Genomic DNA, 20,450 nt, shown 5'->3' with positions numbered 1-20,450 from the left:
TTTTTAGGTATTGACCTGCACTACCTCGGTTTTATTTTGATCTGCGTTTCTGATGGCTATTTGACGAGCCAGCGTTTCTGCCAATTGTGAAAAAGCTTGCTTGGTGGTGCCTTCCTTCAATACAGCTGGATATCCAGTGTCGCCACTTTCTCGAATGCTCTGCACAATGGGAATCTCTCCCAAAAATGGAACATCGAACTTTTTGGCTAAGCGTTGTCCTCCTTCTTTACCGAAAAGATAATATTTGTTATCAGGTAACTCATCTGGTGTAAAATAAGCCATATTTTCTACAACACCTAAAACAGGTACGTTTATTTGGGGTTGCTTGAACATGCTTAAGCCCTTAGTGGCATCCGCCAAAGCGACTTTCTGAGGAGTGGTGATGATCACCGCTCCTGTCACCGGTACAGTCTGTACCATGGTAAGGTGGATATCGGAGGTGCCTGGAGGAAGATCAATCAATAAATAATCTAATTCCCCCCATTCTACATCACTTATAAACTGCTTCAAGGCGGAGCTGGCCATTGGTCCACGCCAAACTACAGCGCTATCGGCAGGTGTAAGGAAACCTATGGACATCAATTTTACGCCATACTGCTCAATAGGAATAATGGTGTTTTTTCCATTTTCATTCTTAACTGCAGGTTGCTCACCTTCCACATTGAACATCACAGGGATGGAGGGGCCAGAAATATCGGCGTCTATCAGTCCTACCTTAGCACCTGTCGCCGCCAGGGCCACAGCCAAATTGGAAGCACAGGTAGATTTTCCTACTCCACCTTTGCCAGATGCTATGGCGATGATGTTTTTGACCTGAGGGAGCAAAGGAGCATTGTTTCGTACCGTGGTGACATTGGAAGTCATATGGATATCCAATTCTACCTCAGTACCGAATTCCTTCTCCAGGGCATCAATACAATTGTTCTTAATTAATTCCTTTAGCGGGCAGGCAGGAGTGGTGAGTACCACCTTAAAACTCAACTTATCACCCTCAATAATGATGTCTTGGATCATTCCGAGGGTTACCAAATCCTTTTTCAGATCCGGATCCTCTACGGTGGAGAGGGCTTTAAGTACGTTTTCTTTACTGATAGTCATTAGGTATGGTAAATTTTGCGCAATTTAGTGCTTATTCGTGCGAATTAAAACTAATGAATGGATTATCTAATCGCCTTATTTCAGAAGCAAATTTTTTTCGCAATTAAAGAATTTTAGATTTCAAATTGATAACCGTGGATCCAGGGGAATAGTTTCTCTTCCTACTGAAGAATACCATATCTATTTGAGTACTTTTGTATCTTTGAGCCCTGAAAGGAAATAGCGAATGGCACTAAGTAAACTGACAACAGACAAAGTAAAAGATAGGGTAGATATAGAAGATGTAGTCAATGATTATGTCTCCCTGAAGAGAAAAGGTCAAAATCTCTGGGCCTGCTGTCCATTTCATAACGAAAAATCTCCCTCTTTTTCCGTTTCTCCTGCCAAGCAGATTTATAAATGCTTCGGTTGTGGAGCCTCTGGAGATTCCCTTCAGTTCGTCATGGACATCGAAGGAATCGGCTTCAACGAGGCCATCCGCCAACTGGCACAGAAATATGGCATCGAGGTAGAGGAGGATAAAGCCGTCACGCCCGAGGAGGTGCAGGCCTATAATGAGCGGGAAAGCTTATATATCGTGCAATCTTTTGCGAAGGACCTTTTCGTCAAAAACCTTAAGGATACCGATGAAGGCCGGTCTATAGGTTTGTCCTACTTTAAGGAGCGAGGATTTAATCAGTCCATCATCGACAAGTTTGACCTAGGCTATGCCATGGACAGCTGGGATCACCTCCATAATGCGGCCAATAAGGCGGGGCATTCGGATGATATACTTCTAAAAGGAGGACTAATTCTCCAAAAAGAAGGGGATCCCTCCCGGAAGTATGATCGCTTCCGGGGACGTGTGGTCTTTACGATCCACAACCTTGCCGGCAAGCCCATCGCCTTTGGGGCCAGAATACTGACCAATGATAAGAAGCAGCCCAAATACATCAACTCACCGGAGACGGCTGTTTACCATAAAAGTGATGTGCTATATGGGATTTATCAAGCCAAGCAGGCGATCAGAAGTCAGGACAATTGCTATTTGGTGGAAGGCTATACCGATGTGGTGTCTATGCATCTCTCAGGAATCGAGAATGTGGTGGCCTCTTCCGGTACTTCACTGACAGAGAATCAGATCAAGCTAATTAAGAGATTTACTGATAATGTAACCGTCCTCTATGATGGTGATGCCGCAGGGATCAAGGCCTCTTTACGAGGAATCGACATGCTGCTGGAGGGAGGCCTCAATGTAAAAGCCGTGGTCTTTCCTGATGGGGATGATCCGGATAGCTACTCCCGCAAGGTGGGTTCGGAGGCTTTTAGGCAGCACCTTCAGGATCATGCGCGAGATTTTATTGCCTTCAAGGTCGACCTGTATGCAGAGGAATCTGCAAATGACCCTATCAAGCGAGCGGATACGGTGAGGCAGGTCGTGCAGAGTGTGGCCAAAATCCCTGATCCGCTTACCCGCTCGGTATATGTGAAGGAATCTGCCCGTCTCCTCCAGATGGAGGAGGATATAGTCCTTACTGAGCTGAACAAAATACTGCTCAAAGCTCAGAAAAGTAATAATTATCAAAGTCCCGACCCAGGGCCTCCGCCGCCCGATGGCCTATTTGCGGAGGATTACCTGCCAGTAGAAGAGCAGAAAATTTCGATTTCTCAAGTGCTGATTGCCCAGGAGAGGGAGATGATGCGCTTGCTGATTAGTTATGGATTTGAGAAGGTCTCTGAGGAACTTCACGTCTGCGAATATCTGATACAGGAAATATCGGATGTGGTATTCCAATCGCCATTATATCAAAGGATTTTCTCCGAATATAAGCAAGCCTTGAAGCGAGGGATTTTGCCTGATCCAGAGTATTTTATCAAGCTGGACGACTCGCAGATTAAGTCAGAGGTGATTAATTTAATTGCTCATAGGCATGATATGTCCGAAAATTGGCAGAAGAAACATTTAATCTATACCAATAGGGAATATGATGATTTGTCGAAGACCACTTTTAAGGAGATTTTGCGATTGAAGCGGCGGGTATTGGAGAAAATGGTGGATGAATCAATACAGAATATCAAAGAGGCCGAACAAAGGGGTAGTGAGTCGGAAGTCACAGACTTTCAGCGGATACTCATTACGCTAAACAGTTCCTTGCGGGAAATAAATGCGCAGTTAGGAACGGTAAAGTCTCGCTAAACCAAACTAAAGAGATGCTTTTTCGGTTTTAGAAAATAAACGGCGTATTTTAGCGCCCTAAACTAGACCATTGAATATAAAGTTATGGCTGAAGAATTTAAACTAGACCCAATCGAGGACGCTATAGAGGCCATTCGAAATGGAGAAGTGATAATCGTGGTAGATGATGAAGATAGAGAAAATGAGGGTGATTTTGTCTGTGCAGCTGAGAAAGTAACCCCGGAGATAATCAATTTTATGGCCATTCACGGCCGTGGATTGATTTGCGCTCCCATTATTGAAGATCGTTGTGAGGAGTTGGGATTAGAGCTGATGGTAGGACGAAATACTGCTGCTTACGAGACTCCTTTTACCGTATCGGTGGATTTGATCGGGCATGGATGTACCACGGGGATATCCGCGAGTGACAGAGCCACCACGATCAAGGCGCTTATAGATGATTCCATTCATCCCGATGAGCTGGGTAAGCCGGGACATATTTTTCCCCTAAAAGCCAAAAGAGGTGGGGTATTAAGACGTACTGGTCATACCGAAGCGGCCATTGACCTTGCCAGAATGGCGGGGATGTATCCTGCAGGCGTGCTCGTGGAGATCATGAATGATGATGGCACCATGGCCCGGGTACCGGACTTGGTGAAGGTAGCGGAAAGATTTAACCTTAAGCTCGTAAGCATTAAGGATTTGATCGCCTATCGGCTCAAAAATGAATCCCTGATCGAAAGAGAAATAGGGGTGGAGATGCCCACCGAATGGGGAGATTTTAACCTTATCGCCTTTAAGCAAACCAATACAGATGAAATCCACATGGCCCTGATCAAAGGGGAATGGGATGAAAATGAACCTGTTCTTGTACGAGTTCATTCCTCCTGCATCACCGGTGATATCTTCGGATCTTGCCGATGCGACTGTGGACCACAGCTGCATAGTGCCATGGAGATGGTGCAGCAAGCCGGCAAAGGTGTGGTGCTCTATATGAATCAGGAAGGAAGAGGCATTGGCTTGATCAATAAGCTCAAAGCTTATAAACTGCAGGAAGAAGGAATGGATACCGTTCAGGCTAATCTAGCCTTAGGGTTCCCAATGGATAAAAGAGACTATGGCGTAGGGGCTCAGATCCTGAGAGATTTGGGTTTATCAAAAATCAAATTGATCACAAACAATCCTACCAAAAGAGCCGGCCTCCTGGGCTATGGGCTTGAAATAGTGGATACTGTGCCTTTGGAAATATCACCAAATGCCCATAATGAAAGATATCTCACCACTAAGCGAGATAAGATGGGCCATCAGATATTGAAAAAGCATATCGATAAGTTGAAATAAAATAGATAAAGCCCTGCATCGTCAGGGTTTTTTTATGCCCTTTTGAGACAATATTATTAACTTATACGTAATGGTTTTCGTTAGTAAAAGCACGGAACGCAATTCCTCTGTCTCAATAGTACCATTTAGGTATCAAGATTATTCGGTTTTTGAGCAGGTGAATCGACTAGTACTAGTTAATATATAGAACGCTTAGTATAGAAAATATGAAAAGAATAGCTGCAACCCTACTATTAGCCCTGCTCGGCATCATCGCTGTACAGGCGCAGAATTTCCCCTCAGAAATATGGCATGACGGCACTGTCTATCTCAATGATGGTGAAATCCATAAAGGAAAGGTAAAATATAACCTTGATAATAACGTCGTTCAGCTGCAAGACAATAGCGTGCACACGTATAGCAGTTCTTCCATTTCCCGGTTTGAGCTTTTTGATGAGTTTTATGGGGGAATAAGAACCTTCTATAGCCTTCCTTATGATGTTAATAATAATGATTATGCTGTTCCAGTTTTCTTCGAATTGCTGACCGAAGGCGAAGATATCACACTACTTTGTAGGGAGTTTATCGCTGCGGACAATAGAAATATGGGGATGTATAATATGTATATGTCACCGATGTATGGTTCTCAAATGATGAATTCCAGTAAATTAGATTTTGACTTTTATTTCCTGACCGACGGGAAGATTGTAAAGTACAGTGAAAAGAAAAAAGACCTCCTGGGCTATATGCAGGACCGGGAGGATGAAGTGAAATTATATATGCGTAAAAACCGCCTTGACCCTGACCAACGAGGGGATTTGCTGAGGATCACCGCTTATTATAACCAGCTCAAAAACGAATAGAATCAAATAAATAAGGCTTATAAAAATGATGGGAATATACTTTCCATCATTTTTTGTTTTAGGGCTGGTTTCCTTTATCGATTCCTTATATTTGAACTGTGGAATGGGACGAATGATGTATTTATTGACCCTGATGAATACCCAATAAGTTCTGTCTTCATCCTGTGAATGAAGAAAACAAATAGCCGCTTATCCTGATGATTTCGCCCTTCCCGAGGATCAACTATTAATTATTTTTTTTTAACCCATAAAAATTTATTGAATGAGCAAGCCACTTATTTTAGTTTCAAATGACGACGGTATCACTTCACGTGGAATTAGAGTATTAGTCAGTGTAATGAAAAAATTAGGTGAGGTGGTCGTGGTGGCTCCTGACAGTCCCCAATCGGGCATGGGCCATGCCATCACCATTGGTAATACCCTTCGTCTAGATGAAGAGGAAATTTTCGAAGATGTGGAAGCGTATAAGTCTAGCGGAACGCCTGCAGACTGTGTCAAACTGGCCAAGCATTATGTATTTCATGATCGCAAGCCTGACCTGATCGTCAGTGGAATCAACCATGGCAGCAATACCAGCATCTCGGTTCTCTACTCTGGCACCATGTCTGCCGCCATTGAAGGGGCCATCGAAGGCTATCCATCCATTGGATTTAGCCTGTGTGATTATGGTGCTCAAGCGGATTTTTCGCATGTTGAGGAATATGTGTATAAGATAGCTAAACATGTCCTTGATCATGGTATGCCCAAAGGGACTGCCTTGAATGTCAATTTCCCTCCAAAAAGAAATGAACCCATCAAAGGAGTGAAACTTTGCAGACAAGCCAGAGCCAAATGGCAGGAGCAATTTGACGAGCGCTATGACCCCAATGGAAGGAAATACTTCTGGATGGCCGGTAATTTTGTGAATTTTGACAAAGGAGAAGATAATGACGAATGGGCTATTGCAAATAATTATGCTTCTGTTGTCCCTTGTCAGTTTGACCTTACTGCCTACCATGCCATAACCCAGCTTAACGAAAACTGGGATTTGTAAATTATAACTGATTGATTTACTAGTGGTAATGGAATATTAGTTTATTCTTTACTTTAAGCTTAGCTATCACTATTAGAAGGGGAGAATCACGACTTATAAGAGGTTCTCATTGATAGAAGTACCTTTATTTTAAATGACATTGAAACCACCCGGGGAGAGGATCTTTGGGTGGTTTTTTTTGGAAAAAAAATATTCAAATCCCTTAAGTACTGATAGTTAATAATCAGCTAGAGATAAATAAAAGTATAGATTTATCATTTTTTTGGTACCTAATGAAAATATCTTTATAATTATTGTCAAATTGCAAATTCCCAAAATTACCTATTTTGAAAAACCTCAAAGGCCAAATTGATCTATATGACATTGATCTGCTTTGGAAGCAGCTGCGCAGTGGTGACAAAGCCGGCCTGGCAGGGCTGTACCGTCATTACTCCAAAATGCTTTTCATCCATGGCCTGACGATAAATTCTAATAGGGAGTTTATTCAGGATTGTGTGCAGGAGGTATATATTGACCTTTGGAAATATCACCAGAGCCTGCCAGCCGTCGAAAACATCAAACTTTATTTTTTCAAATCCCTCAGAAATAAAATTTATAAGGAGCATAAGAAGGAGTTTAAATGGACCATTGAGGAATCTATTGAATCCTTAGAATCAGTAGAGGCCTGCTATAGCTCGGAGTCAAACGAGAGCTTTCTGATCAATTTTCAACGCGAGGACTTATTGCAAAGGAAATTGGCCTATAAACTAAAGGAGCTTCCGATCAGGCAGAAGGAGGTTATTCAGTATCTGTTTTTTGAGAATTTTTCCTACGAAGAAACCTCCAAATTGATGGGGATCAACCTGCGTTCGGTATATACTCTTGCCTGGAAGGCCATCTCTAGTCTGAAAAAATCCATGAGCTGAAGCTTTTTTACATTTCTACCTTTTACTGTTTTTCGTTCCATCGTATTTGTTCTCTGAGGAGTTCTCATGTTTTTTCATAAGGAATATAAATTTTGGCCGTCAGGCTAAAAGTTTTCTATCCCGTTTATTTCCAGCTAATTATAAATGATAGAAGGCATTACTTGCCCATTATCTCAAAAAAGTTTGAAAATTATTCTTTAAGCAAGGATAACTTTTAATGTTTTGCTACTCTTTGTAATTGTAGTTAAATAATAATGGATAGAAGTAAGTACACCATAGAAGATTTTGTTCTCGACCCAGACTTTAAAGAATGGGTCTTGGCTCCCACTAAAGAGCTTAAGCTCTATTGGGATAGCTTTTTGGCAAATCACCCGAATAAGGCACAGGATATCAACATAGCCAGAACATTGCTGTTGAATATATCGCGTGACCTTCCCACTGTCGAGGATGAATTTCTTGAAGCTATATGGGAGAATATTGAAAGTGGCTTAATAGACGAGAACACAGCTCCTGAAGGAAAAGTCGTTCCTTTGGATGCATTAAGCAGCATCAAGAAATATCAAATTCATTATCCCAAGGAAAATAAATACCCATTTGTCCTACGCTGGGCGGGGATTATATTTCTATGTTTTGCGATGGCCATTACGATAAATTTAGCCCTTCCTTCCCCTCCAATCCCTCTTCCGCTCGAGCCTATAGTGTATGAAGAGCACTATGCTCCGCCGGGTGTAAAGTCTAACCTGACCCTTCAGGATGGGTCTAAGGTGATTTTGAACTCCGGCAGTACACTGATATACGCTAAGAATTTTTCTGCAGACAAACGGGAATTGGAGTTGTATGGAGAAGCGTTTTTTGAAGTGGCAAGGGACAGTTTACGGCCTTTTTCTGTCAAAACAGGCGCTGTGGTGACGCGAGCACTAGGAACCTCCTTTAATATTGAAGCTTATGAGAATGAAGACCTGAATATCTCCCTGGTGACAGGAAAAGTAGAAGTGGACCTTGACCTGGAGAGTTCCTCTCCAAGAAAGCTTCATTTAGACGCTGGGGAGGGATTAAAAATAGACCTCAGGGAAGAAGAAGTCAAGCGCATTAAATTCGATGAACATATCAAACTGGCCTGGACTCGGAAAACCATCTTCTTTGACTATACCCCGATGGATGAGGTGACCAGAATACTGGAAAATTGGTATGGCGTAAAGGTAATATTCATAAATCAACCTTCCAAAGACCTGCTAGTTTCAGCCTGGTTTCGCGATCAGACCTTGCTCAATGTACTGGAAGGCTTGAGTTATTCCGCCCGATTTAAATTTATAATAGATAAGGACCAGGTCTTTTTGACTTTTCATTAACCCAAAAATAAGCCTATGAATAAAACTTAAAATCTCTCAAAGCATAACCCATAAGTGGCTTAATACTGATGGGAAATGTGAATTCGGGGAATCCCAATAAATCATTTTTCTTGCCCATCTACATTAAAGCATTGGCAATGAGAAATCCAAGTAGAGGGAGCTACCGAGTTAATGCAGGTTTGCTGAGACGGTGGTCTCCGCTAGCCTGAATGTGAATCTAATTTTGTTTGAAAAACCTAAATTAACCATGTAAGAATATGAAAAAACCCATACCTAAGTATGTTGTGTACATGACCAAGTTGTTTACAATATCAATAATAGTCCAATGCCTGACGATGAGTTTCATTTTGGCGATGGAAGGAAGCGCTCAAGTAAAGAGCATTGAGGAAGTTAAGGTCAATTTTTCTATGGAAAATAGTGAGATTGAAAAGGCCTTTAAGGAGATTCAGAAGAATACCGATTATAATTTCGTATTCACCAGCAGAGAAATCAAAGGGCTTCCGCTCATCTCTTTTGATGGGGAGGGCAAGAGTCTTTACACTGTTTTGGTGGAAATAGGTGGTCAGGCCAATCTGAGTTTTAAGCAGGTGGATAAGAATATCCACGTCAAAAAAGCAGATAAGAGTCAAAGCGAATTGGTGCAGTCTGCTGATGAGGTCTCGATATCCGGGCAAGTAAAGGATGTCAATGGAGATCCTATTCCTGGAGTCACCGTTTCCATTCCCGGCACGGGCATCGGAACAGTTACTGATATTGATGGAAATTATACCATTTCCATTCCCGAAGGATCCACCTTGGTGTTTTCCTTTGTGGGCTTCAATAGTCAGTCGGTAGCTATCACGGGCCAGAGTATTATAAATATCACTTTGGAGGAGAATATGGAATCTCTAGAGGAGGTCGTAGTCGTAGGATATGGTACTCAGAAGAAGGTCAATGTGATCGGCTCTGTATCTCAGGTGACCTCTGAGGCTTTAGAAAACCGACCTGTGCCTGAAGTAAGCCAAGCTTTGGCTGGGCAGATGCCAGGTGTGACCGTAATCCAGCGCTCAGGGAGACCTGGAGATAGCGGAGGGACCATCCGCGTGCGTGGTGTGGGATCCTTTGGAGCCACACCGGATGCATTGGTTATTATCGATGGGATCCCTGGTACCTTAAATGATATCAACCCCAACGATATTCAGACGATTTCTGTGCTGAAGGACGCTTCCTCAGCGGCAATTTATGGAGCCAGAGCAGCCAATGGAGTGGTTTTGGTAACGACCAAAAATGGTGGGAAAAAGAAATTAACGATTGGATATAATGGCTATATAGGCTTCAACGAGGCTACTGAGTTACCTGATTTGGTGAATTCATGGGAATATGCAGAAATGTATAATATAGCTTCCGGAAGTAATAGTTTCTCTGAAGATGACATTGCTAAATTTAAGTCTGGATCTGACCCAGATAATTTCCCAAACACTAAATTCCTCGATGGTTTATTTTCCCGCAAGGGCGTACAAACCGGGCATAATCTTTCCCTTACTGGTAGTGGTGAATCTCATAAATATTTCCTTTCTGGTGGCTATCTGAGTCAGCAAGGGATTATTGAGAAGAATAATTTCAAGCGGTACAATTTAAGGTTGAATTTAGAAAGTGATCTTGGGAGTAATTTTACGCTGAGCACTAGACTATTTGGATCGTATGAGGAGAGAAATGAACCACAGGCTACCGCCAATAAAGGAGGGGATTTATCTTCTCAACTGATTCAAAATGCGGTTCGTTATCCAGCGGTATATCTAGGTCAGGCTTCCAATGGTGATTTTGGCATAGGCCCTGAAAGTGGCGGAACACCTGTATCCTGGTTGCAATCAGATTCCTATCTTATCAATCCCAAAACCAGAGGAGGGATAAATATGAAGCTGGACTGGAAGCCAATTGAAGGTTTGGTGTTTTCGGCAATTGGGGGTTATACCTTTGCCTTGTTTGAAGAGCGATCTTATCTGGCCTCGCAGCGGCTTAATGATCAGGTATATCATGCTCAGTCTTACCTGAACCAGTTCAGCAATAAAGACATCTATCGCACGGCACAGTTTTTAGGTGAATACTCCAAAAAATTCAATGCTAATTCCCTGGACATCCTGGTAGGCTATTCTTTCGAAAATCAGTTTAAAAGCTATTTCACAGGATATAGACAAGATTTCCCTTCCAATGATTACACTGTAATCGGTATGGGTGGCGCAGATAATCAGCTTACTGGTGGTTATGATGATGAATGGGCGATCCAATCGCTCTTTACCCGGGTGAAATTTAACCATGATGAAAGATACCTTTTGGAGGCCACGCTCAGGTACGATGGGTCTTCTAGATTTCCTCAGAGTAATAAATATGCCCTATTTCCTTCTATGGCGGTGGGCTGGAGAATTTCGGAGGAGGACTTCTTTGAGAACGTCTCATGGGTGTCTGACTTGAAAGTGAAAGCTTCTATAGGGGTATTAGGAAACCAAAATATAGGTAATTACCCTTATCAGCGGGTGCTGGAGTCTTCGAGAAATTATCCTTTTGGCGGTAATATCTCCACAGGTGCAGCCTATTCCACGTATAAGGATGAGAATATAAAATGGGAATCTACTCAGACCACTGATTTTGGGGTTGAGGCAGGCTTCTTGGAAGGCAAGCTGACCTTCAACGTCAGTTATTTTAGCAGAAATACCTCCGATATTCTCTTTAAGCCAACGGCCAGTGTATCGACTGTTTTGGGCGTGGACATGAGCGAAACCAATACAGGGGAAGCTAAAAACTCTGGTTTTGAGTTTGACTTAGGATTTAGAGACCGTAGAGGAGACTTCGAATATACCATTGCTGCTAATTTCTCATTGATCAATAATGAGGTGATTACCCTTGGTCTGGGCAATGTCGAGCAGCCAAATGGATATGTGGGCAATGGCTCCAATCTATTCATCGGTTACCCAATGGAGATGTATTATGGGTATAAGTCTGATGGAGTATTCCTCAGTGCAGATGATGTGGCTGCCTGGGCAGATCAGAAGGCGGTAAACCCAAATTCCCAAGCGGGAGATATACGATTCCAAGATATCAGTGGACCTGATGGAGTGCCTGACGGCAAAGTGGATCCTACTTATGATAAGACCTTCTTAGGTAGTCGTATTCCTAAATATACCTTTGGCTTGAATTTAGGATTTAAATACAAAAGCTTTGATTTTTCTGCATTGATGCAGGGAGCGGCAGGGGTAAACGGGCTGTTGGACAACTATGCCGGCTTAGCTTTCTTTAACCTGGGAAATATCCAAAGATGGCAAATGGAGGGAAGATATAACCCTGATAGCCCTGAGCGATATCCAGATTATCCAAGGCTGGAAGTACTCACTAATAGTGGAACTGCCAACACCCAATTGTCTGATTTCTGGGTGATGAACGCCTCTTACCTGAGACTTAAAAACCTTCAAATGGGTTATACCCTTCCAAAGGGAACCTTGGATAAGCTAGGATTGGGAACTGGCAGAGTATATGTAAGTGGTGAAAACCTCTTCTCCTTAAACTCCTATAGACAGGGTTGGGATCCAGAGATCAATACTTCTGGGGCTTATTATCCTATCCTGGCTACTTATACTCTTGGTGTAAACATTAAATTTTAAGGACATGACAATTTTCGAAATATCAAGAAGAAAGACAAATAGATATGCAGGGCTCATGACCTTGCTTTGCAGCATCGTATTATTCAGTGCCTGTGAGAGCAAACTGGAGCAGTACCCCACCAATGCATTTGCAAAGGAGAACTTCTGGAAGACAGAATCTGATGCATTAATTGCTTTGACAGGGATGTATCGGGGAGGAATAGAATATGGTACTCAGGTAGTGCCTTCCGACTGGTGGACGTATTGTGGAATAATATTCATGGATCTGGCCACAGACAATGGCTATGACCGTCGAGGGGACAATTCCACCATTAATAGACTTACTGATGGCACCCTGCTACCCAACAATAATGTGGTAAAAGGCTATTGGGAGGGATCGTATAAGAGAATAACCATCTGTAATGACTTCCTGGAAAATATAGAATCTGTGAATATGGATGTGGTTAAAATCCAGCGTATGGCTGCCGAAGCGCGCTTCATTAGAGCCACACAGTATTTCTATATGTCCCAGTTTTGGGGCTCGGTACCATTGGTTACGCAGACGCTGACCCCTGAGGAAGCCAATTCCGTGGTGAAAGCTGGCAAGGCTGAAATCGTGCAATTTGTCATTGATGAGCTGAATGCTGCGGTGGCTGATCTGCCAACTTATGGCGAACTGCAAGCCTCTGAAATGGGACGTGCTTCCAAGCAAGCGGCATTGGCCTTTTTGGGAAGAATGTACCTTAGCGAAAAACGCTTTACTGAAGCTGCTGCTACATATAAGCAAATCATTGACTTCGGAGACAATATCATTGACCCTGAGTATCAGGCATTGTTCAATACAGAAGGTGAAAATAGTGCAGAAAACATCTTTAGCGTGCAGTTTATCTCCGGTCAGGCACCAAATGCCCTTCCGCAACATGCTTATCCAGCTGCTGCTGGTGGATGGCACTTTATCAATCCTCTAGGTAGCTTGACGGATGCTTATGGTTTCGATGATGGCAGCCCACTGTCATATGATGATCCACGCTTCAACTATGCCGATATGGGCGAAAATAGAGATCCGAGATTCCGCTATAATTTCCTCTGGGATGGGTCCATGTTTGGCTCTAATATCTATGATTGCCACCCAGATCATGTAGGGTCTGTGGATCAACTTACGTATTCTAAGCAGGCTACCCGAACGGGATACGGTCTTAGAAAGTACTTTGACGAGTCCTTTAGCGGAAACCTAAGAACAGATTACGGAGGCAATATCCCAGTCATCAGGTATGCAGAGGTTTTGCTGGGGTTTTTGGAGGCTCAGCTTGAGGCTGGAGTTGCTATTGATCAATCACTATTGGATCTGACCATCAATGCTGTGCGTGGCAGAGCCTCCGTAGGGCTTCCTCCCATCCAGGAGACCAACCCTGATGCGCTTAGAGGGATTCTTCGAAACGAAAGACGAATAGAATTGGCTTTTGAAGGAAGCAGATTGTGGGATATATTCCGATGGGAAATCGGTGCAGAGGCCCTAAGCGGCGATTTCTGGGGAGCACCTTTCCCGGATTCTGAAAAATATGCCAGCACTTCTAAGAAACTAGATCCGCAATTCAGATGGTATGTGACTTCTAAGGCGTTTAGATCCACCGATTACCTGTGGCCTATCCCTGAATCTGAGGTAAATATCAACCCTAATTTGGCAGACTAAAAACTTGCTCTAAATTGATTAATCTAAAAATTGGCCAGTCATTAGACAATGACTGGCCATTATTTTTTGATGGATGATGGAATTAAGGAAGATGACAATCAGGTAAATCTAATCTTATCGATCCTTGGTAGGAGTAGATGATTCCCAGAGCTTTGTTCAGGCCTAATTCTCCTAAATATTGATCTCCAAAGTAAGAAAGAAAGACCTGCCGTCCGATGGTATTATTCCCGGGCCAGGGTATCCTGCCGCTCTGCGGGTAAAGTACATATTGTTGGTTAAATTATTAATAGAGCCTTCGACTTTATACCTCTTCCATCTATAGAAGGCCGAGATATCCATTACGGAATAGGAGGGGATGATCCCTTCCACTGCTGTGGCCGTCTGTACCGCATTAGAAGCATCGGTATAATGCTCCTGTACGTAAGCATATTGATAGGTTAGCTTCCAATGGTCTTTTCCTAGCGTAAGACCAGGGCGGAGACTAAAGGGAGGTACCAGCTCCACCTGATTGCCTTCCACACTTCTTTCGCTGCTCTTTAGGTATTTAGCATTGATCACAGAGAAGTTTGCGAAGACATTAACATCGATGGGCAGGGATTTAATAAAGGTTTCTTTAAGGTTTACTTCACCAAATGCCTCTAAGCCCATGCTATAAGCATCGGCAATATTGGTCCGGTAGCGATAAATCCTGAAATTTTCCGGGTCCACCTGTAGGATAGCCCCTATGCGGTCATTGTATCGGAGGTAGAAGAAGCTCAGGTCAAAATTATATTTATTAGGACTTCCACTTCCTCGGAAACCTAAGTCAAAATTATATCCGCTTTCATCCTTGATATTTTCATCCACCACTAGGTTGGGGTTGTTTACCCGAATATCATTGAAATTGATGGAGCGATAGTTTTGGGAAAAATTAGAATATACCTCTAAAAATTCATTGGGTTTATAACTCAGGCCTATGCCTGCAAAGGCGAAGGTTCTGCTATTGCTTTTGTACTCCTGCACCTGATAGGTCGAGTCCACAGCAAAGCCAGTATCGGGATCCAATACCTTGGTGGTCTGGGAATAATATCCGTCCGCCTCGGTAAGGATATGCTCAATTCGCATACCTGGCGTTACACTGAACCTAGGGTTCAAATTAAAAATATGCTCGGCGAAAAACGATAGGTTCTTGCCGGGGAAGTCATAATCTGAATCCTCCAGATGGTCCGGGTTTGTGAAGCTGAAATTTGCATCGCTGCCATCGTCACCGAGACCCTGCTTTCGGTCGGTAAGGCCATTATAATACCTAAACCCAATCAGTGCCACCTGGGGCTGATTATTGATCTGATAATGATACATCAGCCTGGATTCCGAACCGAAATTACTGAAGTCATCTACGAACAAATTACGAGGACCCATATCATCCACGCGGTCAATGCGCCCCAAATTCCCCAAGGCATCACGCCCTCCGATAAGGGCAAAATTTCTGATATTTAACTTTAAGCGATCCGAAAACCGATAATCAATGGTATTAGCTATCAAATTCCAATTGACCTGAAACCAATTTCTATCTCTAATCGACTGCCGTGGATCCTGATTGAACATGGCGTCTGTCAGTCCACCTGGCTGCTGCGCTAGGTATTTCATATAAGTATATTGAAGTCCAATGGAGAGCTTTTCATTCGCTTGGTATTTTACTGCGGCATAGGCCATTTTGGAATTGAATTGACTGTTTTCTCTCCAGCCATCTCCTCTTTTATATTGGAAAAAACCATAGTAATTCCATTTTCCGGAGCTTCCACCTAGGCTGGTGAAGGTATTATAGAATCCATAGGAACCGGCAGTATTGCGCAAGCGAACGTCAATTTCCTTATCTGGATGTCCGCTTTTCATCTGAAAATTCAATAATCCGCCAAACTGTGTTCCATATTGCAGGGAGGCAGCGCCCCTGACCACCTCGATGCGCTCCACGGCCTCCAGAGCAGGAGTATAGTAGCTTTCTGGATAGCCCAAGGCATCTGCGCTAATGTCATATCCATTTTGTCTTACATTGAAATTGGAGGTACGGTTGGGGTCCAGTCCTCGCGCACCAATGCCGAGTTGCAGGCCGGCGGCATCGCTTTCATAGATATTAAGCCCGGGAATTTTGGCATATACCTGACGACTATTATTCGTCGCCAGGTTGGCGGAAATTTCCTGGAGATTGATGACTTCTGTTTTCTTAGCCTCATAAATATTAGTGCCCTCCACAGCCTTGAGCCGCTCAATGCTCATTTGATTAAGCTGCTGATCCCTTACGGTGATATCATCCAACTCGGCATTGATCTCTTCCATGCTGAAGTCCATCGTCACTTCACCAGAGTTTTCATCCAGATTTATCGTTTTATGCAGGGTTTGATTTCCGGTATAGAAGACAACCAACTCGTGCTTTCCGGCAGGAATACCCCTTAGTCTATAATAACCATTGGCATCAGAACTCGCTTGGAAGCTAGAGCCGGGAATATAGATCAAAGCTCCAGGCAGCACCTGCTGGTTTTGGCTAATGATTCCTGAAAGGCTAATCTGAGCTTGCACAGAGAAGCTGAGAAGGATGAGGAAAAGGCTTAAATAGTGTTTCATCGGGAATAAGGTAATATCCATGTTTTATGACCAAAATCATCACGAATGGTGCTGAGGTCAAGGCTCGGGTCGATTAATAATTTGCTGGCTTGTCCATTGAGGCTGACGTAAACTTCTGCTCGTATTTCTGTGGATGACAAGCCTTCCTCACGAAGTTTGTCTTTCAGAAAATGGGCGAATTGAAGTATCATATCTGGCTGGGTGGACATTTGTTTTTCTTGCGCAGGAGTCAGATAGTCCTTAGCATATATTTCCCATGACCTATCGGTAAGGGGGTCTGTAATATGGAAGATGGCATAGCCGGCTTTTTCCATGAGCATGACGCGCCAGCTGAATCGGTAGCCTTGCTCTGTCCAGAATAATTTGCCCGGATAGGCCAAAAAACGCCAAGGAAGCAACACCTGTATCAGTAAGAAAACTCCCAGTAATAAGGCCTTGGATTTAAAGTGCTTTGAGTAATAAATGGTTCTATCCGTTGGGAGAGACTTTATTGGGAACAAACTCCACAGGCTTCTATGCCATTTGGAGGAAAAAAACAGGGTGGAGCTCGCTATCATTATGAAAGGAAACATTCCTATTGGAAATAATAGCCAGGTGCTCATATGGAATACTACGACCATAAAGAAAGCGTACTTTCTAGTTTTGCGATAGCATAATAAAAAAGGTATGCTCAAATCATATATCGCTCCAAACCAACTAAAGGCATAGGCTAGCCATAGTTCGCCCATGATGGGCCCCACGAGGGGGAGGTGAGAGTTGGCAGGAAGCCAGATCCTAAGAGGAAGGGCTTCGATAAGCCATTCAGGATTGAGTTTTGCGACACCGGCATAGAAGTACACGAGGCCTATTATAACTTTTGGGAGGAGTAAATATAGCTGAGGGATATGGGAGAATATAGGGCCTTCTTTTGGCTTGAAAAAGGAGACTCTTCCTAAAGGCAGAAAAACAAGTACCAATGCCATTACACTCACAAAGTAATAATGGTTAAGATAATAAGTTTTGTCAATCAGCTCCACATAGGTGAAGGTCAGGAAGAATAGCGCCGCAGACCAATGATAGGCCCAACCCATCATAATCCCTAAAGCGGCGAGGGCCATTATTCCAAAAATGGCATACATCAATAGGGGAGGAAGCACCTGTACCCACTCGAAACCGTAATAAGTAAAATGGTATTCTGGACGTATATATTGCTCATATACCCATCCTTTGGTAATAAATCTAAGGATACTACACAACATCATAAAGCCAAAAAGCACCCTGAATGTTATCAAGGGTGCGATGGATACTGGCTTTGAAAGAATGTTTTTTAGGGTAGATATCACTTAATCACCGTCATTATCCTGATAGGAAATTAAAATACCTAAGGCTGAGGACATCTCCACTTTGGTCATTACCACCAATTTCTGAAGGGCGGTATGAGCCTCGTTTACCAAGTCATACTCTTCCGTTATTGCTCGCTCGAGAGGTAAATTGATGGCTTCTACCTTTGTTAATGCCTCATCAAATTGATTTAGAATAGCATCTGCTAGCAGCTCTTCACCATAGCTGGCTTTGGTGCTCTTGACATAATCATATAATCCCATACCATGATTTGAACTAGTGCCAAGCAGATAATATCGCTTAAGACCATTGATATGAGAGCTGGCCAGGGCAATACTATTTTGAGAATAATAGCCTTCTACTGATTTCGGAATAGGTACTCCCTGAGATCGCTTCCCTAATGGAATCCCTATTCGGGCATCGCGGGTAAATGATTCCAGGTATTGAGAAAGCGAATTTACCATAAGCCCAAATGAGGAGCCGACCGCTGTGCCTTTATTACCTATAAAGGTGCCTCGGTAATTGCCACCATCAAAGGACCAAGCTTGGCTTACCAGGTTGCTGCGATCGACAATATCCTGAGCCAAGGCCACAAGATATTTTTTGCGATTTTCTGCAAATGGATCTGTAGTGAAATTTCCGATTACCTCCTCAGCAGCAGCTCCATTGATAAGGTAATCCATGGCAGGAAGGCCCTTCTTATTATAAGAGCTGATCTTGTCCAAATCAATTTCACCACTCTCAATAGCTATTTCTATAGCGAAATTGTCTGTAGGAAAGGTGTTGATATTAGCCCGAAGAGTGTGGGTAAAAGCAGGCCCAAAATCCAAAAAACCAATAGCTTCCCATTCATAATAGGCGTCCATCAATGTCTCAGATAGAGAAGTATAAGTACTAGGCGAGGGCTGCTCGGTAAAAGAATTTACCTCCTTCTGGAGAGAAATAGAGCTCTCTAAAAAGCTACTATAGGCCGGGATAATATAATCATCTGCAATATCCTCCAGGTAAGGTCCCTGATCGAGGGATAAGGTTTCCTCTTCATTTTCGCTTGTAACGCAAGAAGGCATCAGCAGAATTACTGCTGATGCTATACCTGTAAGGAGGGTTTTTGTTATACTATTAAAGCTCATCTTCTACATTCTTTAATGAAGGATAGGCTCTTGTCAATTTATCTTTGGCCGCATGTAAACCATCCATAGTTATGGTCCAGAAATCACCCTCAGTTCCAAAATCAGAATTTAGGATTTCATCGATGTTAGCCTGAGAAAGTTGCTTATTTGGGCTCTGCCCAATGGCTTTGATGAAACCATAGGCTTCCGATAGGGTATGAAATAAGCTTCCTGTATCACCTGTGCTTAGGCTATTCATGCTATTATTGATATAATGTACCGCTGTGGCTGCAGCCACCAATTCATGTAAGCCGATGATGATTGGTTTTTGAGCATTCTTAAGACCATTGTTTTTGGCCACGATCGCCGCACGACCTGTGATATATGCATTCATCAAAGGAGTATTGATATCCAATAATGCATCTCTACCATTGGTATAGCTAGCCCAGTATCTCTTATGTGCATCATCGAGGACCGGATCGCCATTAGGGAAATCCACTGGAACTCCCCAGTATCCGAATGCCTCATCCCAATGATGCTCCATTGGAGTATAGTTGGCACCATCTTCCAGATTTACGTTGTCCACATCATCTCCTGTCTTTGACTCAGACAGGTAAACGTTGAAGATTTGATGGTAAAAAACAGATCCCATCACACCTTTTTCAATGAATTCGGTGAATTCCCAACCTTTTTCAGTGACATTGATGATTTTTCCAGAGGTACCTCTTTCTATAGCTCCTGCCACGCCTTCGGCAGCCTGAGTGTTATTAGTCGCTACATCCTTGCTTACTTCCGCAGCTTGTACTAATAGAGACTTGATGAATTCAATATCCGCTGGATTGGTTTTATTTTCTAATTGTTTGCCTGATTCATTTAGCGCAGCGCTAGCAAATGGGGCGTTGGCATTGCTATACAAACTTAAAAGCTTGGAAGCTTCGATTACCATTCCGGCATTGCCTTCTGCAAGATAGGATTTTAGCTCGCTGAGCATGTCTAAGCGGTCAGTCTGTCCTTGAAAGTAAACTGAAGAACTTCCATTTCTTTCGAACTCATACGTCGTGGGAACTTGCACAGAAGGGGTTTCCTCAGTTTCAGAACAGGCAAAAAAACACATGGCTAGGCCTAAAAATGGTAGATAACTCTTTTTCATAATGGGTCTTGACTTTTTATTTAGACTGATTTTAATTATGATGCAAATATATAGATTGATTCAAAATAGTCAATAGTTAATTGGATTAATTTTAAATAAAGTAAAAAGAGATATTCACCACTGGTGTAGATTATGATCCGTTTATCTTAAAAAATGCAATCGGAAATGCATTTATCTAGGTGAGAAATGGAAAAAAAATAGCTCAGAAATATTATTTCTGAGCTTGAAATTGTTATGATATACGCTTAT

Annotated in this window: 13 protein-coding genes; 8 read left to right on the top strand and 5 right to left on the bottom strand. The window is 42.8% G+C overall.

From position 1 onward, the window contains the following. Positions 1-3: 3 nt before the first annotated feature. Positions 4-1,098: an Mrp/NBP35 family ATP-binding protein gene (locus B050_RS0112260; protein WP_018474217.1), complete on the bottom strand. Its 1,095-nt coding sequence runs from the start codon at positions 1,096-1,098 to the stop codon at positions 4-6. A gap of 226 nt (positions 1,099-1,324) precedes the next feature. Between B050_RS0112260 and dnaG the strand changes: the two genes are divergently transcribed. From dnaG to B050_RS0112215, 8 genes are all read left to right on the top strand, one after another. Beyond that, entirely contained in the window at positions 1,325-3,274 is a 1,950-nt protein-coding gene (dnaG, locus tag B050_RS0112255; RefSeq protein ID WP_018474216.1) for a DNA primase, read from the top strand. Positions 3,275-3,358: 84 nt separating this feature from the next. Then, a complete protein-coding gene (locus B050_RS0112250) occupies positions 3,359-4,594 on the top strand; it encodes a bifunctional 3,4-dihydroxy-2-butanone-4-phosphate synthase/GTP cyclohydrolase II (protein ID WP_018474215.1) in 1,236 nt (411 codons plus the stop codon). Between the two features lie 206 nt (positions 4,595-4,800). Continuing rightward, a complete protein-coding gene (locus tag B050_RS0112245) occupies positions 4,801-5,436 on the top strand; it encodes a hypothetical protein (RefSeq protein ID WP_018474214.1) in 636 nt (211 codons plus the stop codon). 262 nt (positions 5,437-5,698) lie between these two features. Beyond that, positions 5,699-6,469, top strand: coding sequence for a 5'/3'-nucleotidase SurE (gene surE, locus B050_RS0112240; RefSeq protein ID WP_026235843.1), 771 nt, complete (start codon positions 5,699-5,701; stop codon positions 6,467-6,469). Positions 6,470-6,795: 326 nt separating this feature from the next. Further along, positions 6,796-7,374, top strand: a complete 579-nt coding sequence (locus B050_RS0112235; RefSeq protein WP_018474212.1) for an RNA polymerase sigma factor — start codon at positions 6,796-6,798, stop codon at positions 7,372-7,374. A gap of 254 nt (positions 7,375-7,628) precedes the next feature. Beyond that, entirely contained in the window at positions 7,629-8,723 is a 1,095-nt protein-coding gene (locus B050_RS0112230; protein WP_018474211.1) for a FecR family protein, read from the top strand. Between the two features lie 257 nt (positions 8,724-8,980). Continuing rightward, entirely contained in the window at positions 8,981-12,355 is a 3,375-nt protein-coding gene (locus B050_RS0112220; RefSeq protein WP_044202344.1) for a SusC/RagA family TonB-linked outer membrane protein, read from the top strand. A gap of 4 nt (positions 12,356-12,359) precedes the next feature. Beyond that, on the top strand, positions 12,360-14,024 hold the full coding sequence (locus B050_RS0112215; RefSeq protein ID WP_044202341.1) for a RagB/SusD family nutrient uptake outer membrane protein: 1,665 nt from the start codon (positions 12,360-12,362) through the stop codon (positions 14,022-14,024). 171 nt (positions 14,025-14,195) lie between these two features. Here the strand turns inward: B050_RS0112215 and B050_RS0112205 are convergent, their stop codons facing one another. From B050_RS0112205 to B050_RS0112190, 4 genes are read right to left on the bottom strand one after another with little or no spacing between them, the layout of a single operon-like run. Then, positions 14,196-16,622: a TonB-dependent receptor gene (locus tag B050_RS0112205; protein WP_018474206.1), complete on the bottom strand. Its 2,427-nt coding sequence runs from the start codon at positions 16,620-16,622 to the stop codon at positions 14,196-14,198. Beyond that, a complete protein-coding gene (locus B050_RS0112200) occupies positions 16,619-17,944 on the bottom strand; it encodes an HTTM domain-containing protein (RefSeq protein ID WP_026235841.1) in 1,326 nt (441 codons plus the stop codon). Before B050_RS0112200 ends, B050_RS0112205 begins: the two co-directional genes overlap by 4 nt. Continuing rightward, the gene (locus B050_RS0112195) at positions 17,945-19,072 is read right to left on the bottom strand and encodes an imelysin family protein (protein ID WP_083923282.1); all 1,128 of its coding nucleotides are present in this window, start codon (positions 19,070-19,072) and stop codon (positions 17,945-17,947) included. Next, positions 19,062-20,201, bottom strand: a complete 1,140-nt coding sequence (locus B050_RS0112190; protein WP_157492771.1) for a DUF4856 domain-containing protein — start codon at positions 20,199-20,201, stop codon at positions 19,062-19,064. Before B050_RS0112190 ends, B050_RS0112195 begins: the two co-directional genes overlap by 11 nt. Positions 20,202-20,450: the final 249 nt, after the last annotated feature.

The organism is Echinicola pacifica DSM 19836, assembly GCF_000373245.1.
Taxonomy (GTDB): domain Bacteria; phylum Bacteroidota; class Bacteroidia; order Cytophagales; family Cyclobacteriaceae; genus Echinicola; species Echinicola pacifica.
Note: the sequence above shows the minus strand (reverse complement) of the source record. Positions and strands in the feature narration are given on the sequence as shown.

What these genes read in the sequence shown, in the direction of transcription:
- B050_RS0112260 (WP_018474217.1), bottom strand. Translation starts at nt 1,098, where the DNA reads ATGACTATCAGTAAAGAAAACGTACTTAAAGCCCTCTCCACCGTAGAG.
- dnaG (WP_018474216.1), top strand. Translation starts at nt 1,325, where the DNA reads ATGGCACTAAGTAAACTGACAACAGACAAAGTAAAAGATAGGGTAGAT.
- B050_RS0112250 (WP_018474215.1), top strand. Translation starts at nt 3,359, where the DNA reads ATGGCTGAAGAATTTAAACTAGACCCAATCGAGGACGCTATAGAGGCC.
- B050_RS0112245 (WP_018474214.1), top strand. Translation starts at nt 4,801, where the DNA reads ATGAAAAGAATAGCTGCAACCCTACTATTAGCCCTGCTCGGCATCATC.
- surE (WP_026235843.1), top strand. Translation starts at nt 5,699, where the DNA reads ATGAGCAAGCCACTTATTTTAGTTTCAAATGACGACGGTATCACTTCA.
- B050_RS0112230 (WP_018474211.1), top strand. Translation starts at nt 7,629, where the DNA reads ATGGATAGAAGTAAGTACACCATAGAAGATTTTGTTCTCGACCCAGAC.
- B050_RS0112220 (WP_044202344.1), top strand. Translation starts at nt 8,981, where the DNA reads ATGAAAAAACCCATACCTAAGTATGTTGTGTACATGACCAAGTTGTTT.
- B050_RS0112215 (WP_044202341.1), top strand. Translation starts at nt 12,360, where the DNA reads ATGACAATTTTCGAAATATCAAGAAGAAAGACAAATAGATATGCAGGG.
- B050_RS0112205 (WP_018474206.1), bottom strand. Translation starts at nt 16,622, where the DNA reads ATGAAACACTATTTAAGCCTTTTCCTCATCCTTCTCAGCTTCTCTGTG.
- B050_RS0112195 (WP_083923282.1), bottom strand. Translation starts at nt 19,072, where the DNA reads ATGAGCTTTAATAGTATAACAAAAACCCTCCTTACAGGTATAGCATCA.
- B050_RS0112190 (WP_157492771.1), bottom strand. Translation starts at nt 20,201, where the DNA reads ATGAAAAAGAGTTATCTACCATTTTTAGGCCTAGCCATGTGTTTTTTT.